Annotated in this window: 16 protein-coding genes; 13 read left to right on the forward strand and 3 right to left on the reverse strand. The window is 60.3% G+C overall.

Going from position 1 to position 16,469, the window contains the following annotated elements; genetic code table 11:
- The first annotated feature begins 101 nt into the window (after positions 1-101).
- A complete protein-coding gene (locus KVG85_RS14240; protein WP_217864184.1) occupies positions 102-2,300 on the forward strand; it encodes a hypothetical protein in 2,199 nt (732 codons plus the stop codon).
- A gap of 284 nt (positions 2,301-2,584) precedes the next feature.
- Here KVG85_RS14240 and KVG85_RS14245 read toward each other — a convergent pair whose 3' ends face one another.
- Positions 2,585-2,890, reverse strand: a complete 306-nt coding sequence (locus KVG85_RS14245) for a DUF2288 domain-containing protein (RefSeq protein WP_110645956.1) — start codon at positions 2,888-2,890, stop codon at positions 2,585-2,587.
- 351 nt (positions 2,891-3,241) lie between these two features.
- Between KVG85_RS14245 and KVG85_RS14250 the strand changes: the two genes are divergently transcribed.
- The 9 genes from KVG85_RS14250 to KVG85_RS14290 all read left to right on the forward strand — a co-directional run bounded on the left by KVG85_RS14250 (position 3,242) and on the right by KVG85_RS14290 (position 10,980).
- Positions 3,242-4,369, forward strand: coding sequence for a branched-chain amino acid ABC transporter substrate-binding protein (locus KVG85_RS14250; protein ID WP_217864185.1), 1,128 nt, complete (start codon positions 3,242-3,244; stop codon positions 4,367-4,369).
- A gap of 229 nt (positions 4,370-4,598) precedes the next feature.
- Positions 4,599-5,522 (forward strand): high-affinity branched-chain amino acid ABC transporter permease LivH, encoded by a 924-nt coding sequence (gene livH / locus KVG85_RS14255; protein ID WP_016771355.1) that lies wholly within the window; start codon positions 4,599-4,601, stop codon positions 5,520-5,522.
- The gene (locus KVG85_RS14260; RefSeq protein WP_016771356.1) at positions 5,519-6,775 is read left to right on the forward strand and encodes a high-affinity branched-chain amino acid ABC transporter permease LivM; all 1,257 of its coding nucleotides are present in this window, start codon (positions 5,519-5,521) and stop codon (positions 6,773-6,775) included. Before livH ends, KVG85_RS14260 begins: the two co-directional genes overlap by 4 nt.
- Complete coding sequence (gene livG / locus KVG85_RS14265) at positions 6,772-7,539, forward strand: high-affinity branched-chain amino acid ABC transporter ATP-binding protein LivG (protein WP_016771357.1); 768 nt, start codon at positions 6,772-6,774, stop codon at positions 7,537-7,539. Before KVG85_RS14260 ends, livG begins: the two co-directional genes overlap by 4 nt.
- Positions 7,540-8,241 carry an ABC transporter ATP-binding protein gene (locus KVG85_RS14270; RefSeq protein ID WP_003222380.1) on the forward strand — a complete coding sequence of 234 codons (702 nt, stop codon included), beginning with the start codon at positions 7,540-7,542 and terminating at the stop codon, positions 8,239-8,241.
- A gap of 292 nt (positions 8,242-8,533) precedes the next feature.
- Positions 8,534-8,839, forward strand: a complete 306-nt coding sequence (locus tag KVG85_RS14275) for a BufA1 family periplasmic bufferin-type metallophore (RefSeq protein WP_016771358.1) — start codon at positions 8,534-8,536, stop codon at positions 8,837-8,839.
- Between the two features lie 25 nt (positions 8,840-8,864).
- A complete protein-coding gene (gene bufB, locus KVG85_RS14280) occupies positions 8,865-9,752 on the forward strand; it encodes an MNIO family bufferin maturase (RefSeq protein ID WP_217864186.1) in 888 nt (295 codons plus the stop codon).
- A complete protein-coding gene (locus tag KVG85_RS14285) occupies positions 9,749-10,507 on the forward strand; it encodes an HvfC/BufC N-terminal domain-containing protein (protein ID WP_217864187.1) in 759 nt (252 codons plus the stop codon). Before bufB ends, KVG85_RS14285 begins: the two co-directional genes overlap by 4 nt.
- Positions 10,504-10,980, forward strand: coding sequence for a DoxX family protein (locus KVG85_RS14290; RefSeq protein WP_217864188.1), 477 nt, complete (start codon positions 10,504-10,506; stop codon positions 10,978-10,980). The genes KVG85_RS14285 and KVG85_RS14290 overlap by 4 nt, the downstream gene beginning before the upstream one ends.
- A 110-nt stretch (positions 10,981-11,090) precedes the next feature.
- Here KVG85_RS14290 and KVG85_RS14295 read toward each other — a convergent pair whose 3' ends face one another.
- Positions 11,091-12,005, reverse strand: a complete 915-nt coding sequence (locus KVG85_RS14295; RefSeq protein WP_217864189.1) for a LysR family transcriptional regulator — start codon at positions 12,003-12,005, stop codon at positions 11,091-11,093.
- 104 nt (positions 12,006-12,109) lie between these two features.
- Here KVG85_RS14295 and KVG85_RS14300 point away from each other — a divergent pair, with 104 nt between their 5' ends.
- The 3 genes from KVG85_RS14300 (at position 12,110) to KVG85_RS14310 (ending at position 15,133) form a co-directional block, all read left to right on the forward strand.
- Positions 12,110-12,709, forward strand: a complete 600-nt coding sequence (locus tag KVG85_RS14300; protein WP_217864190.1) for a short chain dehydrogenase — start codon at positions 12,110-12,112, stop codon at positions 12,707-12,709.
- 60 nt (positions 12,710-12,769) lie between these two features.
- Positions 12,770-13,423, forward strand: a complete 654-nt coding sequence (locus KVG85_RS14305) for a COG3650 family protein (RefSeq protein WP_217864191.1) — start codon at positions 12,770-12,772, stop codon at positions 13,421-13,423.
- Positions 13,424-13,519: 96 nt separating this feature from the next.
- A complete protein-coding gene (locus tag KVG85_RS14310; RefSeq protein ID WP_217864192.1) occupies positions 13,520-15,133 on the forward strand; it encodes an NAD(P)/FAD-dependent oxidoreductase in 1,614 nt (537 codons plus the stop codon).
- A 138-nt stretch (positions 15,134-15,271) separates the two neighbouring features.
- On the opposite strand, the gene KVG85_RS14315 is transcribed toward KVG85_RS14310, so the two are convergent.
- Positions 15,272-16,366 carry a PLP-dependent cysteine synthase family protein gene (locus tag KVG85_RS14315; protein WP_217864193.1) on the reverse strand — a complete coding sequence of 365 codons (1,095 nt, stop codon included), beginning with the start codon at positions 16,364-16,366 and terminating at the stop codon, positions 15,272-15,274.
- Positions 16,367-16,469: the final 103 nt, after the last annotated feature.

Genomic DNA, 16,469 nt, shown 5'->3' on the forward strand with positions numbered 1-16,469 from the left:
ACGCCCGGGCCGTATTCGCGCACACAAGACGCGAGATCTTATTCCGTGAGGTTCGCCGGCACTGTTCGGCGGGCCAACCCAGTCCAGGTAAATGGCGCACCATGACCTCTAAAAACAACCCCGCCAGTGCAACAGCCGATCTGACCCTGAGCCCCGCCGCGAACAGCGCGTCTTCATCCAGACCGACGCCGCCCTCGCGACCGCTGTCGACTCAGCAATACCTGTACTTCACCGAAACCAACACCGACCGCATCCTCGATAACCTCGACGGCCTGCGCGATTCGGTGTTCCCGCGCCCGCCGCATCAGGAAGGCGACAACGAGCAGCACAACGACCAGGAATTCCCCTCGGTGTGCCTGATCGGCCTCGGTCGCTGCGGCTCCAACATCGCCCTCGACGTGGCGGAGCTGGTGTACAACGCGCGCAAGTTCTACCTCAACGAATTCAACAACGAAGACCGCCCGAGCGACCGGCGTCTGGCCGACAAGGGCTACAGCCCGGCGCAGTGGATCAAGAACAACCTGCGCATCGGTACCAGCAAATCGACCAAACCGGTGTTTCTGGTCGAACCGCTGGTGATGCTCGGCGACCTCGACAAGGACATTGCCGGGCGCATCCGTTTCTCGCGCAAGGGCGAGAAAAGCGGCTTCCTGCGTGACTACAGCAAAATGAAGATCATGGACTTGTCCGAAGTCCACGCCGGTGGCGCCGGTAACGCGCCGATCCTCGGCCAGTACCTGGCGAAGATCATCCTCAACAAGGACACCCAGCGCTTCTCCAGCCCCGACTGGAAAATGATCCACTCGTACCTGATCGACAGCTGCGGGATCAAGGCCAACCAGTCGCGCCTGTATTTCTCGATTTTCAGTGCCGGCGGCGGTACCGGTTCGGGCATGGCCTCGGAGTTCGGTCTGGCGCAGCAGCACTCGTACATGAACAAGACCTTCGACACCAAGCCGATGGACGAGCATGACGGCAAGAGCGGCCATTCGTTTGTCTTTGAGCCGATCTTCACCAGCGGCATCTGCGTGCTGCCGAACATTTCCGACCACCGCAGCGAAATGTCCGAGGCGCTGCACATCAACGCCGGGCGCCTGCTGTGCAAATACCTGTCGGAGGAATGGGATTTCTCCTACAACTTCGCCAACGAAGACAGCAGTGAAGCCAGCGTGATGGGGCGTATCCGCCCGTGGAACGCGATGATGCTGATCTCCAACGACATCATGCGTTACGCCGAAGAAAGCGATGACGGCAATATCCAGAACATTGATGTCAATGCCATGGAGAAGCACGCCAACCAGTACATCTCGCAGCAGATCTTCAATATTCTGACGGCGCAGGCAGTCACCACTGACTACGACCAGAACTACTTCCGCCGCGCCGGCATCGACATCGGCGAAACCATCCGCCTGGACGCCAACGACCTGTTCATGAGTCTGGCCGGGCCGGTGGCGATTGCCTACGCCGAATCGGTAGTCCCGGAAACCCCGCCGCCGAGCAGCGACAAGTTCAAGGTCTTCGACAAAGAGCCGCAGCGCCTGAACATCGACGACCTGTTCTTCCGTTCGATCGACCTGCCGCACTTCAACAAGGTCACTCAGGCCATCGAAGGCATCAGCCTGCTGCCGATCGAATCCAAGCGTTATCGCGCTTCGCTTGAGCAGTACAAGAATTCCGGCTACGACGCCGCCGCGCTGCACGACCTGCACTTCTTCAAGAATTGCTCGTCGGTGGTCTCGATCGTCTCGCTGCCGAAAGACTACAAACTGTCGTACATGGACCTGAACCGGTTGAAGACCCATCTCAACAGCCTGTTCCCCAACACCACCCTCAAGCGCTACGCGCTGGTGATCGGCGCTTCGGCCAACCTGTCGCTGACCACCCTCATCGCCAAGAGCCCGTGCCTGTCGGACGACTTCCTCACACTGATCGTGGCGTTCATCAAGCGCTGCTTCGCGAAGAATCCGTACCGTTTCGACGAGACGCTGGATAACTCGATTCTCGACTTCATCATTCAGGAAGACTTCGACGAAGAGCGGATCGACGACCTGCTCAACGAATTCGAAAACCCGGCGAAGATCCTCGACACCAACTGGTACGCGATCAAACCGATGTACGAAAAGAAATACCGTGAGTTGATCAACGACAAGGACAAGTTCGTCTCGATCAATGACATTCGCCTGTCGCGTGATTGCGTGAAGAAGTCGATCAAGTACCTGCGCGAGATCTACCGCCACCGGATTGGCAAGACCAAGGTCATTTCGCTGAATAACCATACCGGCAAGACTTACTCGGTCTGATCCAGAAACGAGATGACCCCATTCGCGAGCAGGCTTGCTCCCACAGGGAAATGTATTTCAATGTGGGAGCGAGCCTGCTCGCGAAGGCGCCCTCGAATTCACCGACAAATTCAGCTTTACGAACATCCAGAAACAATTAAGCAACCCTCAGGCAGCTCCATAAACTGTTCCCGTTACGTTTACGTCACCGTGAGGCGTGGTGTTTCTCCACGGCAAGGTGCCATCACGCTACTCCGCTACACACTTGCGGTGCGGCAATCGAGGCACCAAAAGGGTGCAGGCAATTAAACGGCCGCCCTTTCCTGGATCAGAATCCACGGCGAAACCACCACGGCCCACAGCTGCGGATCACGTTCGAAAATATCCAGTGCCCGCGTTTCAGACAGCTTGGCGACCTTGTCCTCGGCCAGCCAGGCCGCGACTTTCTCGCCTTCATCCGAAGCCACGGCCTCGGCGGCGGCGATCAAATCCAGGTCAGGGTCGACCCACAATAGGGCACCCTTGGCGAAGAACGGCTCCAGCTCTTTCCAGGTAATAGATGCCGTTTCACCAAGCAGCTTGGCATAGAGGGTGCTAGGTTCTTGATTCATGGGAGCTGTCCGGAAAAGAAATCGACGCGAATGATAACGTCGGTGGTCCGGCAGAAAAACCCGGTTGCAAATCGCTGCACCGAACGAAAAGAGCAGGAACGCCAGGGAATGCTGCCTTTTGGGATATATGCCCTCGATTGCCCCGCCGCAATTCTGTCTCTTTCATTCAAAAATGCGACACCCCCAAGTTTTGCCCCGTGGCGCCCGCTTCCCAGTTGATCAAGCGGCGCTCTACACTGTACCGGTACAGTTGCCGGGGCATTTTCCGGAGGGTATCGCAAAGATATCTGACCCGGTTCTGCTGCTACGGCGCCAGAACTCTAAAAAATACAACAGTAAGAGTGGAGCACTATGACTAAGGCTACTAAGCAGATTTCCAAACTGTTTGCCGCTATGGTTCTGGCCGGGGTTGCCAGCCATTCGTTCGCAGCTGACACCATCAAAATCGGTATCGCCGGTCCTAAAACCGGTCCAGTAGCCCAGTACGGCGACATGCAGTTCAGTGGCGCGAAAATGGCCATCGAGCAGATCAACGCCAAGGGCGGCGTCGACGGCAAGAAACTCGAAGCCGTTGAATACGACGATGCCTGCGATCCGAAACAAGCGGTAGCGGTAGCGAACAAGGTCGTCAACGACGGCGTCAAGTTCGTGGTCGGTCACCTGTGCTCCAGCTCCACCCAGCCTGCTTCGGACATCTACGAAGACGAAGGCGTGATCATGATCACCCCGGCTGCCACCAGCCCGGACATCACCGCCCGTGGCTACAAAATGATCTTCCGCACCATCGGTCTCGACAGCGCCCAGGGCCCTGCCGCCGGCAACTACATCGCCGATCACGTGAAACCGAAAGTGGTTGGCGTGCTGCACGACAAACAGCAGTACGGTGAAGGCATCGCCACCGCGGTGAAATCGACCCTTGAGAAGAAAGGCACCAAGGTTGCCGTCTTCGAAGGCGTCAACGCTGGCGACAAAGACTTCTCCGCCATCATCGCCAAGCTCAAGCAAGCCGGCGTCGACTTCGTCTACTACGGTGGCTACCACCCGGAGCTGGGTCTGATTCTGCGTCAGGCTCAGGAAAAAGGCCTGAAAGCCCGCTTCATGGGTCCGGAAGGCGTGGGTAACGACTCGATCACCCAGATCGCCAAGGACGCGTCCGAAGGCCTGCTGGTGACCCTGCCGAAATCCTTCGACCAGGATCCGGCCAACGTTGCCCTGGCTGACGCGTTCAAAGCCAAGAAGGAAGATCCGAGCGGTCCGTTCGTGTTCCCGTCCTACTCGGCAGTGACCGTGATTGCCGAAGGCATCAAGGCGGCCAAGTCCGAAGACGCTACCGAAGTGGCTGAAGCCATCCACGCCGGTTCGTTCAAGACCCCGACCGGCGACCTGAGCTTCGACGACAAGGGCGACCTGAAGGACTTCAAATTTGTCGTGTACGAGTGGCACAACGGCAAACCTAAAACCGAAGTTTCGCCTCAGTAAGGCCTTGCCCGACTGACTGCCAATAAAGCCCACGGCGTGCCGTGGGCTTTGTTTTGCGAATGTATGGGCCGCGCTGGCGTGATCCGCCAGTCGACCCACCTGAAAATCTCAAAACCGTCATCAGCGGTTCGCTGGCAAAACCCGGATTCGAAGTGGATAGAGATCCACGGGGCCGGGCGGGAAAATGACTCCACCAGTGAAATGCGTACAGGTTTTTAGGAGCGCTGTAATGCCTGACCTCTATCACTTCTTCCAACAGCTGGTTAACGGCCTCAACGTTGGCAGCATGTATGCCCTGATCGCCATCGGCTACACGATGGTCTACGGCATCATTGGAATGATCAACTTCGCCCACGGCGAGGTGTACATGATCGGTTCCTACGTGGCCTTCATCGCCATCGCCGGGCTGACCATGATGGGACTCGACAGTGTCCCGCTGTTGATGACCGCGGCGTTCATCGCCAGCATCGTCGTCACCAGTTCCTACGGTTACAGCATCGAACGGATCGCCTACCGCCCCCTGCGCGGCAGCAACCGTCTGATCCCGCTGATTTCTGCCATCGGTATGTCGATCTTCCTGCAGAACACCGTTCTGCTGGCGCAAGACTCCAAGGACAAAGCTATCCCCAACCTGATCCCGGGCAACTTCGCCTTCGGTCCGGGCGGCGCACAAGAAGTGCTGATTTCCTACATGCAGATCGTGGTGTTCGTGGTGACCCTGATCGCCATGCTCGGCCTGACCCTGTTCATCTCCCGTTCCCGCCTGGGCCGCGCCTGCCGCGCCTGTGCCGAGGACATCAAGATGGCCAACCTGCTCGGCATCAACACCAACAACATCATCGCCCTGACCTTCGTCATCGGTGCTGCGCTGGCAGCTGTTGCAGCAGTGCTGCTGAGCATGCAATACGGCGTGATCAACCCCAACGCCGGTTTCCTCGTCGGCCTCAAGGCCTTCACCGCTGCGGTACTGGGCGGCATCGGCAGCATCCCCGGGGCCATGCTCGGCGGCCTGGTGCTCGGTGTAGCGGAAGCGTTCGGTGCCGATATCTTCGGCGACCAGTACAAGGACGTCGTTGCGTTCGGCCTGCTGGTTCTGGTGCTGTTGTTCCGTCCGACCGGCATTCTGGGCCGTCCGGAGGTTGAGAAAGTATGACTAGGAATCTTAAACAGGCACTGTTCAGTGCCTTGCTGGTGTGGGCGGTGGCTTACCCGGTACTCGGTCTGAAACTGACCATCGTCGGCATCAATCTGGAAGTGCACAACACCAGCCCTGCGGTACTTGCGACCATCGCGATCTGCTCGGTGCTGATGTTCCTGCGCGTGCTGTTCAACCAGCAGATCAGCAAGGCCTGGCGCTCCTCGCCGGGCATGCCGCTGATCCCGGCCAAGGCCAGCAACTTCCTGACCCTGCCGACCACCCAGCGCTATTTCATCATTGCGCTGATTCTGATCGCCCTGGTCTGGCCGTTCTTCGGCTCCCGTGGCGCGGTAGATATCGCAACGCTGATCCTGATCTACGTGATGCTTGGCCTGGGCCTGAACATCGTCGTCGGTCTGGCCGGTCTGCTTGACCTGGGCTACGTCGGTTTCTACGCCGTCGGCGCCTACAGCTACGCGCTGCTGTCGCACTACTACGGCTTGAGCTTCTGGATCTGCCTGCCGATTGCCGGCCTGATGGCGGCGACGTTCGGCTTCCTGCTGGGCTTCCCGGTGTTGCGTCTGCGTGGCGACTATCTGGCGATCGTTACCTTGGGTTTCGGCGAGATCATCCGTCTGTTCCTGCGTAACCTGACCGACATCACCGGTGGCCCGAACGGCATCAGCAACATCGAGAAACCGACGTTCTTCGGTCTGACCTTCGAGCGCAAGGCCGCCGAAGGCCTGCAGACGTTCCACGAGTATTTCGGTCTGCAATACAACTCGATCAACAAGGTGATCTTCCTTTACCTGGTTGCGCTGTTGCTCGCACTGGCCGCGCTGTTCGTGATCAACCGTCTGCTGCGCATGCCGATCGGCCGTGCGTGGGAAGCGTTGCGTGAAGACGAAATTGCCTGCCGTGCGCTGGGCCTGAACCCGACCGTGATCAAGCTCTCCGCGTTCACTCTGGGTGCTGCGTTCGCCGGTTTCGCCGGCAGCTTCTTCGCCGCGCGTCAGGGCCTGGTGACGCCCGAGTCGTTCACCTTCATCGAGTCGGCGATCATCCTCGCCATCGTCGTATTGGGTGGCATGGGCTCGCAACTGGGTGTGATTCTGGCGGCGATCGTGATGATCCTGTTGCCGGAAATGATGCGTGAGTTCAGCGAATACCGCATGTTGATGTTCGGTGCGCTGATGGTGCTGATGATGATCTGGCGTCCACAAGGTCTGCTGCCGATGCAACGCCCACACATGGAGTTGCGCAAATGAGCCGCGAGATCCTTAAAGTCGAAAATCTGAGCATGCGCTTCGGCGGCTTGCTCGCGGTCAACGGCGTGGCGCTGACCGTGAAGGAAAAGCAGGTGGTTGCACTGATCGGCCCGAACGGCGCCGGCAAGACCACCGTGTTCAACTGCCTGACCGGCTTCTATCAGCCTACCGGCGGCAGCATCCTGCTCGACGGCGAGCCGATCCAGGGCCTGCCGGGCCACAAGATCGCCCTCAAAGGCGTGGTGCGGACGTTCCAGAACGTGCGTTTGTTCAAGGACATGACTGCGGTCGAGAACCTGTTGATCGCCCAGCACCGTCACTTGAACACCAACTTCCTGTCCGGCCTGTTCAAGACCCCGGCGTTCCGCAAAAGCGAGCGCGAGGCCATGGAATTTGCCGAGTACTGGCTGGAAAAGGTCAACCTTAAAGAGTTCGCCAACCGCACCGCCGGCACCCTCGCCTACGGCCAGCAACGGCGTCTGGAAATCGCCCGCTGCATGATGACCCGCCCACGGATTCTCATGCTCGACGAACCGGCCGCCGGCCTGAACCCGAAGGAAACCGAAGACCTCAAGGCGCTGATCGGTGTGTTGCGCGAAGAGCACAACGTCACCGTGCTGCTGATCGAACACGACATGAAACTGGTCATGAGCATTTCCGACCACATCGTCGTGATCAACCAGGGCACACCGTTGGCCGACGGCACGCCGGAACAGATCCGCGACAATCCTGAAGTGATCAAAGCCTACCTGGGGGAAGCGTAAATGCTGCAGTTCGAAAACGTTTCCACCTTCTACGGCAAGATCCAGGCCCTGCACAGCGTCAACGTCGAAGTCCGTCAGGGCGAAATCGTGACGCTGATCGGCGCCAACGGTGCCGGCAAATCCACGCTGCTGATGACGCTGTGCGGTTCGCCGCAGGCGCACAGCGGCAGCATCCGCTACATGGGTGAGGAACTGGTCGGCCAGGACTCGTCGCAGATCATGCGCAAGAGCATCGCCGTGGTCCCGGAAGGGCGTCGGGTGTTTGCCCGTCTGACCGTGGAAGAAAACCTGTCGATGGGCGGATTTTTCACCGACAAGGGCGACTATCAGGAACAGATGGACAAGGTTCTCGGACTTTTCCCACGCCTGAAAGAGCGCTTCAACCAGCGCGGCGGCACCATGTCCGGCGGTGAACAGCAGATGCTCGCCATCGGCCGCGCGCTGATGAGCAAGCCCAAGCTACTGCTGCTCGACGAGCCGTCGCTGGGTCTGGCGCCGATCATCATCCAGCAGATCTTCGACATCATCGAACAGCTGCGCAAGGACGGTGTGACGGTGTTCCTGGTCGAGCAGAACGCCAACCAGGCGCTGAAAATTGCTGACCGCGCCTACGTTCTGGAGAACGGCCGCGTGGTCATGCAAGGCACCGGTGAAGCGCTGCTGACCGATCCGAAAGTACGCGAGGCGTACCTCGGCGGTTGAGTGTTATCGCTGCACAAAAAAACGGCCTTCGGGCCGTTTTTTGTTTCCTGAGCACCACCAAGGTAACCCTGTGGGAGCGAGCCTGCTCGCGAAAGCGGTCTGTCATTCAACATTATGGGTGCTTGACACACCGCCTTCGCGAGCAGGCTCGCTCCCACAGGGATACAGCTGAATCCGAAATTTTTTATAAATTTCTCGCCCCGCCTGTAACGCATCCCCCCACCCGTTCTCTAGAGGGACAAGCAAGCGCAAACCGCTTGCAGAAACCCTGATAAAAAACTGGAGAAACATCATGACTGCGACTACCCGTACCCTGTCCGCCACCGCCCTGGTTCTGGCCCTCGGTTCCGCTCTGAGCATCGCCACTGTCTCCACCGCCCAGGCCGCCGATGCCAACATGGAAAAATGCTTCGGCGTGGCCATGAAGGGCAAGAACGATTGCGCCGCAGGTGCCGGGACTACCTGCGCCGGCACGGCGAAAATGGACTATCAGGCCAACGCCTGGAAGCTCGTTCCGAAAGGCACCTGCGCCACCACCGAAAGCAAAACCTCGCCGACCGGTTTCGGTCAGCTCGAAGCCTTCAAAGCCAAGTCCTGATCCACGGCCTGCCTGAGTGACGCCCATGTTCAGTCATCACGAACCGTCCCTGCCGCGCACTCAGGCAGCTCGCACCGAGCTCCCTGCCCGCGCCGGGCTGGGGCTCAAGACCGGGCACTTCCTCGAAGTGCTCGGCTCCTTACCGGACCTCGGTTTCTTCGAAGTCCACGCCGAAAACTACATGGTGGCCGGCGGCCCGTTTCATCATTTTCTCGGTCTGATTCGCGAACAGTACCCGCTGTCATTGCACGGCGTGGGCCTGTCGATCGGTGGCGAAGGCCCGCTGGACAGCCAGCACCTCAAACGCCTCGCCGAGCTGATCGAGCGCTATCAACCGCAAGCCTTTTCCGAACATCTGGCATGGTCGAGCCACGGCCCGGTGTTCCTCAATGACCTGCTGCCACTGGCTTACGACACGCCGACGCTGAACCGCGTCTGTGCGCACATCGACCAGGTGCAGAACACTCTGAAACGACCGATGCTGCTGGAGAACCCGGCGACCTATCTGGGATTTGAGCACTCGACGATCGACGAGGCCGAGTTCATTGCCGAAGTGATCCGCCGCAGCGGCTGCGGCTTGTTGCTCGACGTCAACAATGTCTACGTGTCGTGCATCAATCATCAGCGCGATCCTTTGGCCTACCTCGATGCGTTACCGCTGCACGCGGTCGGCGAGATTCATCTGGCCGGCTTCGCTGAAGATTGCGACAACCTAGGCGACCGCTTGCTGATCGACGATCACGGCGCGCCGATTGATCAGGCCGTCTGGGATCTGTACCGGCAAGTGCTGCAACGTATCGGCCCGGTGGCGACGCTGATCGAACGTGATAATCAGGTGCCGGCCTTCGACGTTTTGCTCGCCGAAGCGCAGCAAGCCGAGACGCTGTTGCGCCGCGCAGAGCGTGCGGCATGAGCACGCAAGCGGACTTCGCCGCCGCCCTGCTCAATGCGCAACTGCCGTATCCCAAGGGCCTGTGCAGCCGCAATGGCGCCGATCCGTCGCGGCGTTTCGCGGTCTATCGCAACAACGTGCAGAGCTCGCTGATCAATGCCCTGGCCGACAGCTATCCGGTGGTGCAGCAGTTGGTCGGCGAGGAATTCTTCCGCGCCATGGCGGCGATTTTCGTCCAGAGTCAGCCGCCACACAGTCCGTTGATGAGCCGCTATGGCGAGCACTTCGCCGACTTCATCGCACAATTCGAACCCATTGCCGGCGTGCCTTATGTGGCTGATGTCGCGCGCCTTGAGCACCTGCGCACTGTCGCCTACCACGCCGCCGATGCGCAGCCGATCCGGCCTGAACAAGTCAGTGCCGCGCTGGCCGATCCGCAGTCGCTGAGTGAACTGTGTTTCGAACTGCATCCCTCGCTGCACCTGCTCGACTCTGCTTTTGCGGTCGTGGCGATCTGGGCCGCGCATCAGCAGGAGCCAACTCTCGCGGGCATTGGCCTCAATCAAGGCCAGCACGCCCTGGTGCTGCGCAATGGTCTCGACGTTGAGATGTTCGCTCTTGAACCGGGTGCGAGCGTGTTCCTTCGTCATCTGCTCCAGGGCTCGCCACTGCTCGCGGCGGCAGAAAACAGCCCGCCGTTCGATCTCGCCCAAACCCTCGCCTTACTGATTGCGCATAACGCGATCACCCAGCTGAATTACAAGGAGTTGCCATGAACGCTTTGGTCTTGCGCGCCATCGCGCTGTTGGAAAAAATCCCGCACAGCCTGATTGCCTTCATCGGGCGTTTTTCCATCGCTGCGGTGTTCTGGAAATCCGGGCAAACCAAGGTCGAAGGACTGGCCATCGACTTGATTGACGGCACTTTTGAACTGGGCTGGCCACGCTTGGCCGATTCGACGATTCCGCTGTTTCAGAGCGAGTACGACCTGCCGCTGTTGTCGCCGGAAATTGCCGCGCATCTGGCGGCGTTTGCCGAGCATGTGTTTCCGCTACTGATCCTGCTCGGCCTAGCGACGCGGTTTTCCGCGCTGGCACTGCTGGGCATGACCCTGACTATCCAACTGCTTGTCTACCCGGATGCCTACCCGACCCATGGCACTTGGGCGGCGGTGTTGCTGTACCTGATGGCGACCGGGCCGGGCAAATTGTCGATCGATCAGATGATCGCCCGCCGTTTCGCAAAGTAAGATCCCCCCTGTAGGAGCGAGCCTGCTCGCGAAAGCGGTGTGTCATTCAACATCGGTATCGACTGAACTGACGCATTCGCGAGCAGGCTCGCTCCCACAGGGAAATCACATCAGCGCTGGAGTCGATCCAGCGCTTCGCCACTGCGCTTGAACCAGCCCATCAGATAATCCGCGAGCACCTGCGTGCGTTTCGGCAATCCACCCTGATACGGGTGCACCAGATACATCGGCATGCGTCGGGTCTGGTAATCGCGCAGCAGCCAGCGCAAGCGGCCGTCAGCCAGTTCGGTTTGCAGCAGGTACGACGGCAAGCGAGCGATGCCGGCACCGGACAGCGCAGCTTTTTTCAACAGACTGTAGTGATTGCTGGCGAACGGACCGGATACCCGCACCCGCAACAACTCGTGCTGCTGGTGATACAGCCATTCTTCGCGACCGCTGTAATGGCTGTTGAGCAGGCAACGATGCTCGGCCAAGGCATGCGGCGTCGCCGGCTCGCCGAAGCGCTCCAGGTAGGCCGGGCTGGCGCAGGTCATTTCATGCCACGCCAACAGCGGCCTGGCCACCAGCCGATCGTCATTGGCCACTTCGGCGCGAATCGCCAGATCAAAGCCATCGCGGGCCAGATCGCGATAGCTGTTGTCCAGCTCCAGCTCGATCTGCACCTCCGGATATTGCCCGGAAAACTCCAGCAACAAGCCATCGAAAAATGTCTCGCCGAGCGACACCGGAACCGTCATGCGCACCGGGCCGGCCATGTCGTCCTTCAACCGCGCCAAAGCCTGCCGTGCGCGTTCGACCTGGACCACCAGCGCCTGAGCCTGCGGCAGCAGCGCCGCCCCCGCTGCCGTCAGGCTCAAGCGCCGGGTCGTGCGTTGCAGCAGCACCACGCTGAATTGCGCTTCGAGCTGGCTGATGCGCTTGGACAATTGGCCCTTGCTGCAGCCCAACTGCTGCGCCGCCAAGGTAAAACTGCCGGCCTCGATCAGCACGGCGAAAGCGGCAAGGTCGTCCATTTCGCTCATGGATTGTTTCCATTTGAAAACCAAAGGTTGCCTATTAGTGCGCTTATCCGCAGAAAAAACCACTCTAGACTGAAACTTCATTCACACACATGGGGTACAGCTCGATGAAAATTCTGTTGATAGGCGCAGGCGGCACCATCGGTTCGGCGGTGGACAAAGAGTTGTCGCAACGCCACGAGGTCATTCGTATCGGTCGCAACAGCGGTGACTTGCAGGTGGATATCAGCGACAGCGCGTCGATCCGCAAGCTGTTCGAACAAACCGGCAAGTTCGATGCCTTAATCTGCTCGGCGGGCAACGTGACGTTTGCAGCGCTGGACGAGATGACTGGGGACAGCTTCGCCCTCGGCCTGAAAGACAAGCTGATGGGCCAGGTCAACCTGCTGCTGATCGGCCGCGAGTACGCCAATGACGGCGCCTCGTTCACCTTTACCACCGGCGTGCTCAGCCACGATCCGATTCGCAGCGGCGCTTCGGCAGCGCTGGTCAACGGCGCCCTCGACAGCTTCGTCCGCGCCGCCGCCATCGAACTGCCGCGTGGCCTGCGGGTGAACTCGGTGAGCCCGACCGTGCTGACCGAAGCCCTGGGCAAATACGCGCCCTACTTCCGTGGCTTCAAGCCGGTTCCTGCTGCAGAAGTGGCTTTGGCCTACGCGAAAAGTGTCGAAGGCCTGCAGACCGGTCAGACGTTTCACGTGGGTTAAGGCCCTTGTGATGAACGGTCAGGCTGCGTAACGTGGCAGCACTTGTCTGGAGAGCCAAAGATGCGTGTTGCCCGTTCGATCGTCCTCGTTGCCCTGCTTCCGTTGTTTGCGGCCTGCCAGTTGTTCGACGGCCAGCGTGAAAGTGTGTCCCATGCCGGGCAAACGCGGATGCAGGGGCAACTGACCGCCGCCGACGGCAAACTGGTGTTCCAGCCGTGCCAGGAGCAGCGGCGACTGGTGGTCAACGACATCGGCGGCACCAGCGTCCTGCAAGAGGCCGCCACCCTCGCCGACGAGCAGGGCAAGCTGTTTGCCGATGTGCGCGGCAAGGTCTCCGGCGACCGCCTCGACCTCGGCCAGTTGTATCGCGTCGAACGCTCTGGCACGGCCTGTGATGACCCCAATTTCAAACTGTTGATCCTGCGTGCTGGCGGCCATGGCCCGGAATGGAACGTCAAGGTCAGCGGCAAAGGCATGGTCATCGAGCGCGACGGCCAGCCGCCGCTGGCCGTGCCGTATGTGGAAGAGCAACTGGGCGACGGCCGCTTCAATCTCAGCAGCGAAGCCAACAACCAGCGCATCGAATTGTGGGTCGCGCCACAGCGCTGCATCGACAGCAGCACCGGCAGCGTGCAGCACATGAGCGCCGAATTGCGTATCGACGGTCAGGTGCAGCGCGGCTGCGGCTATTTCGGCGGCGCGCGTAACGACTGATCGTTTTTCCCCCACGGATCCGCTCGCGGCGGCTTATAATCGCCGCCTTCAAACGCCCTGGCGCAGTTGTGCGCCCCGCGAATCCGGATCCCCGCCATGTTACGAATCACCGAACTCAAGCTGCCAATCGACCATCCCGAAGAAGACCTGCGCGTCGCCATCGTGCAACGCCTGGGCATCGCCAGCGATGATCTGCTCGATTTCACCTTGTTCAAGCGCAGCTATGACGCGCGCAAAAAGTCCTCCGAACTGTGCTTCATCTACACCATCGACCTCAACGTACGCGACGAGGCCAGAGTGTTGGGCAAGTTCGCCGACGACCGTAACGTCAACGTGGCGCCGGATGTCAGCTACAAATTCGTCGGCCAGGCACCGAGCGATCTCGGCCAACGGCCGATCGTCGTCGGTTTCGGCCCGTGCGGCATCTTCGCCGGCCTGCTGCTGGCGCAGATGGGTTTCAAACCGATCATTCTCGAACGCGGCACCGAAGTCCGTCAGCGCACCAAGGACACCTGGGGCCTGTGGCGCAAAAGCGTGCTCAATCCCGAGTCCAACGTACAGTTTGGCGAAGGCGGCGCGGGCACGTTCTCCGACGGCAAGCTGTACAGCCAGATCAAGGACCCGAAATTCCTCGGCCGCAAAGTCCTGCACGAGTTCGTCAAGGCCGGCGCGCCGGAAGAAATCCTCTACGTCAGCAAGCCGCACATCGGTACGTTCCGCCTGACCGGCATGGTCGAAAACATGCGCGAGCAGATCCGTGAGCTGGGCGGTGAAGTGCGCTTCCAGGAGCGCGTCAGCGACGTGCTGATCGAAGACGGCCAACTGGTGGGCGTGCAACTGGCCAGCGGCGAAACCCTGCATTCGAAGCATGTGGTTCTGGCCCTCGGCCACAGTGCCCGCGACACCTTCCGCATGCTCCACAGCCGTGGCGTGTTCATGGAAGCCAAGCCGTTCTCGGTGGGTTTCCGCATCGAACATCCGCAATCGCTGATCGACCGCGCGCGCCTGGGCAAATACGCCGGCCACCCGAAACTCGGCGCTGCCGATTACAAACTGGTGCACCACGCCAAGAACGGGCGCTCGGTCTACAGCTTCTGCATGTGCCCGGGCGGCACTGTGGTCGCGGCGACGTCCGAGCCCAATCGCGTAGTCACCAATGGCATGAGCCAGTACTCGCGTAACGAGCGCAATGCCAACTCCGGCATCGTCGTCGGCATCACCCCGGAAGTCGATTATCCGGGCGGCCCGCTCGCCGGTATCGAGTTGCAGGAACGCCTGGAATCCCACGCGTTCATCCTTGGCGGCAGCGACTACAAGGCCCCGGCGCAACTCGTCGGCGACTTTATCAACGACATTCCATCGACCGAACTGGGCGAAGTCGAGCCGTCGTACAAACCAGGCGTGGCGCTGGGCGATCTGGCCTTGGCGCTCCCGGAGTTTGCCATTGAGGCGATCCGTGAAGCCTTGCCGGCGTTCGAGAAGCAGATTCGCGGGTATTCGCTGCACGACGCCGTGCTGACCGGGATCGAGACGCGCACTTCATCGCCGCTGCGCATCACCCGCAACGAGTCGCTGCAGAGCATGAACGTCAAAGGCCTGTTCCCGGCCGGTGAAGGCGCGGGCTATGCCGGCGGGATTCTCTCGGCGGGTGTCGACGGGATTCGCATTGCCGAGGCGGTAGCGCGGGATATCCTCGGCCTCGACGCCTGATCCGCTAAGTTCGCAACAACGCAAAACCCTGTGGGAGCGAGCCTGCTCGCGAAAGCGGTCTGTCACTCAACGAAGTTGTAGAATGTGACTCCGCCTTCGCGAGCAGCCTCGCTCCCACAGTGGTTTCTGCTTTTGGCTTTAGATATTCGCGCGCAGCACCGAGGTCGGCAACGCCTCTCCGCGCTCGGCACTCGCGGCCACCGCTGCAATCAAATCACCCAGTTCGTAACCCTGCGCTTTCAACCAGTTCTGGTCGTAATAGGTGTCGGCATAACGCTCGCCGCCATCGCACAGGATCGCCACGATCGACCCCGACTGCCCCGCCGCTTTCATCTGCTGCGCTGCCATCAGCGCACCGATCAGATTGGTCCCGCTCGACCCGCCGACATGCCGCCCCAAACGCTGCGCCAGATAATGCATGGCCGCCAGCGACAGGGCGTCCGGCACCTTGACCATCGCATCGATCACCTTGGGCAGGAACGACGCTTCGACCCGAGGCCGGCCAATGCCTTCTATGCGCGAGCCGCAGTCCAGGCGCAGGCTGGCATCTCCGGTCTGGTAAAAATCGAAGAACACCGAACGCTCGGCATCGGCACACAACACGCGGGTGCAATGCTGGCGATAGCGCACGTAACGGCCGAGGGTCGCGGTGGTGCCGCCGGTGCCGGGGCTGGAAATCAGCCAGGTCGGCTCAGGGTGTTTTTCGAAGCGCATCTGCTGGAAGATCGACTCGGCGATGTTGTTGTTCGCTCGCCAGTCGGTGGCGCGTTCAGCGTAAGTGAACTGATCGATGAAGTGACCGCCATGCTCGCGGGCCAGGCGCTCGGATTCGGCGTAGATCTGCGTCGGATCCTGCACCAGATGGCTCTGCCCGCCGTAGAAGGCAATCTGGGCAATCTTCTCTTTCGAGGTGGTCGCCGGCATCACCGCGATAAACGGCAAACCGAGCATGCGCGCGAAATACGCTTCGGAAATCGCCGTCGAGCCGCTGGACGCTTCGATCACTGGCGCGCCGGGTTTCAGCCAGCCGTTACACAGCGCGTAGAGGAACAGCGAACGGGCCAGGCGATGCTTGAGGCTGCCGGTCGGGTGGCTGGATTCGTCCTTGAAATACAACTCGATGCCGGCAAAACCGGGCAGCGGCAAAGGGATCAGGTGGGTGTCGGCGCTGCGCTGGAAGTCCGCCTCAATGATGCGGATGGCTTCGCGGGCCCACTGTCGGTTGTCGCTCATGGTTTCGGTTCTCGTTGAATCAGCCAGAAAATCGGTCTTCTGAAAAAGGTCTGCCGCAAGCTTAGGAAAAATCCCGCAGGCGGCAAAGATACAGCTGAGTCTC

This window comes from Pseudomonas triticicola, assembly GCF_019145375.1.
Classification (GTDB): domain Bacteria; phylum Pseudomonadota; class Gammaproteobacteria; order Pseudomonadales; family Pseudomonadaceae; genus Aquipseudomonas; species Aquipseudomonas triticicola.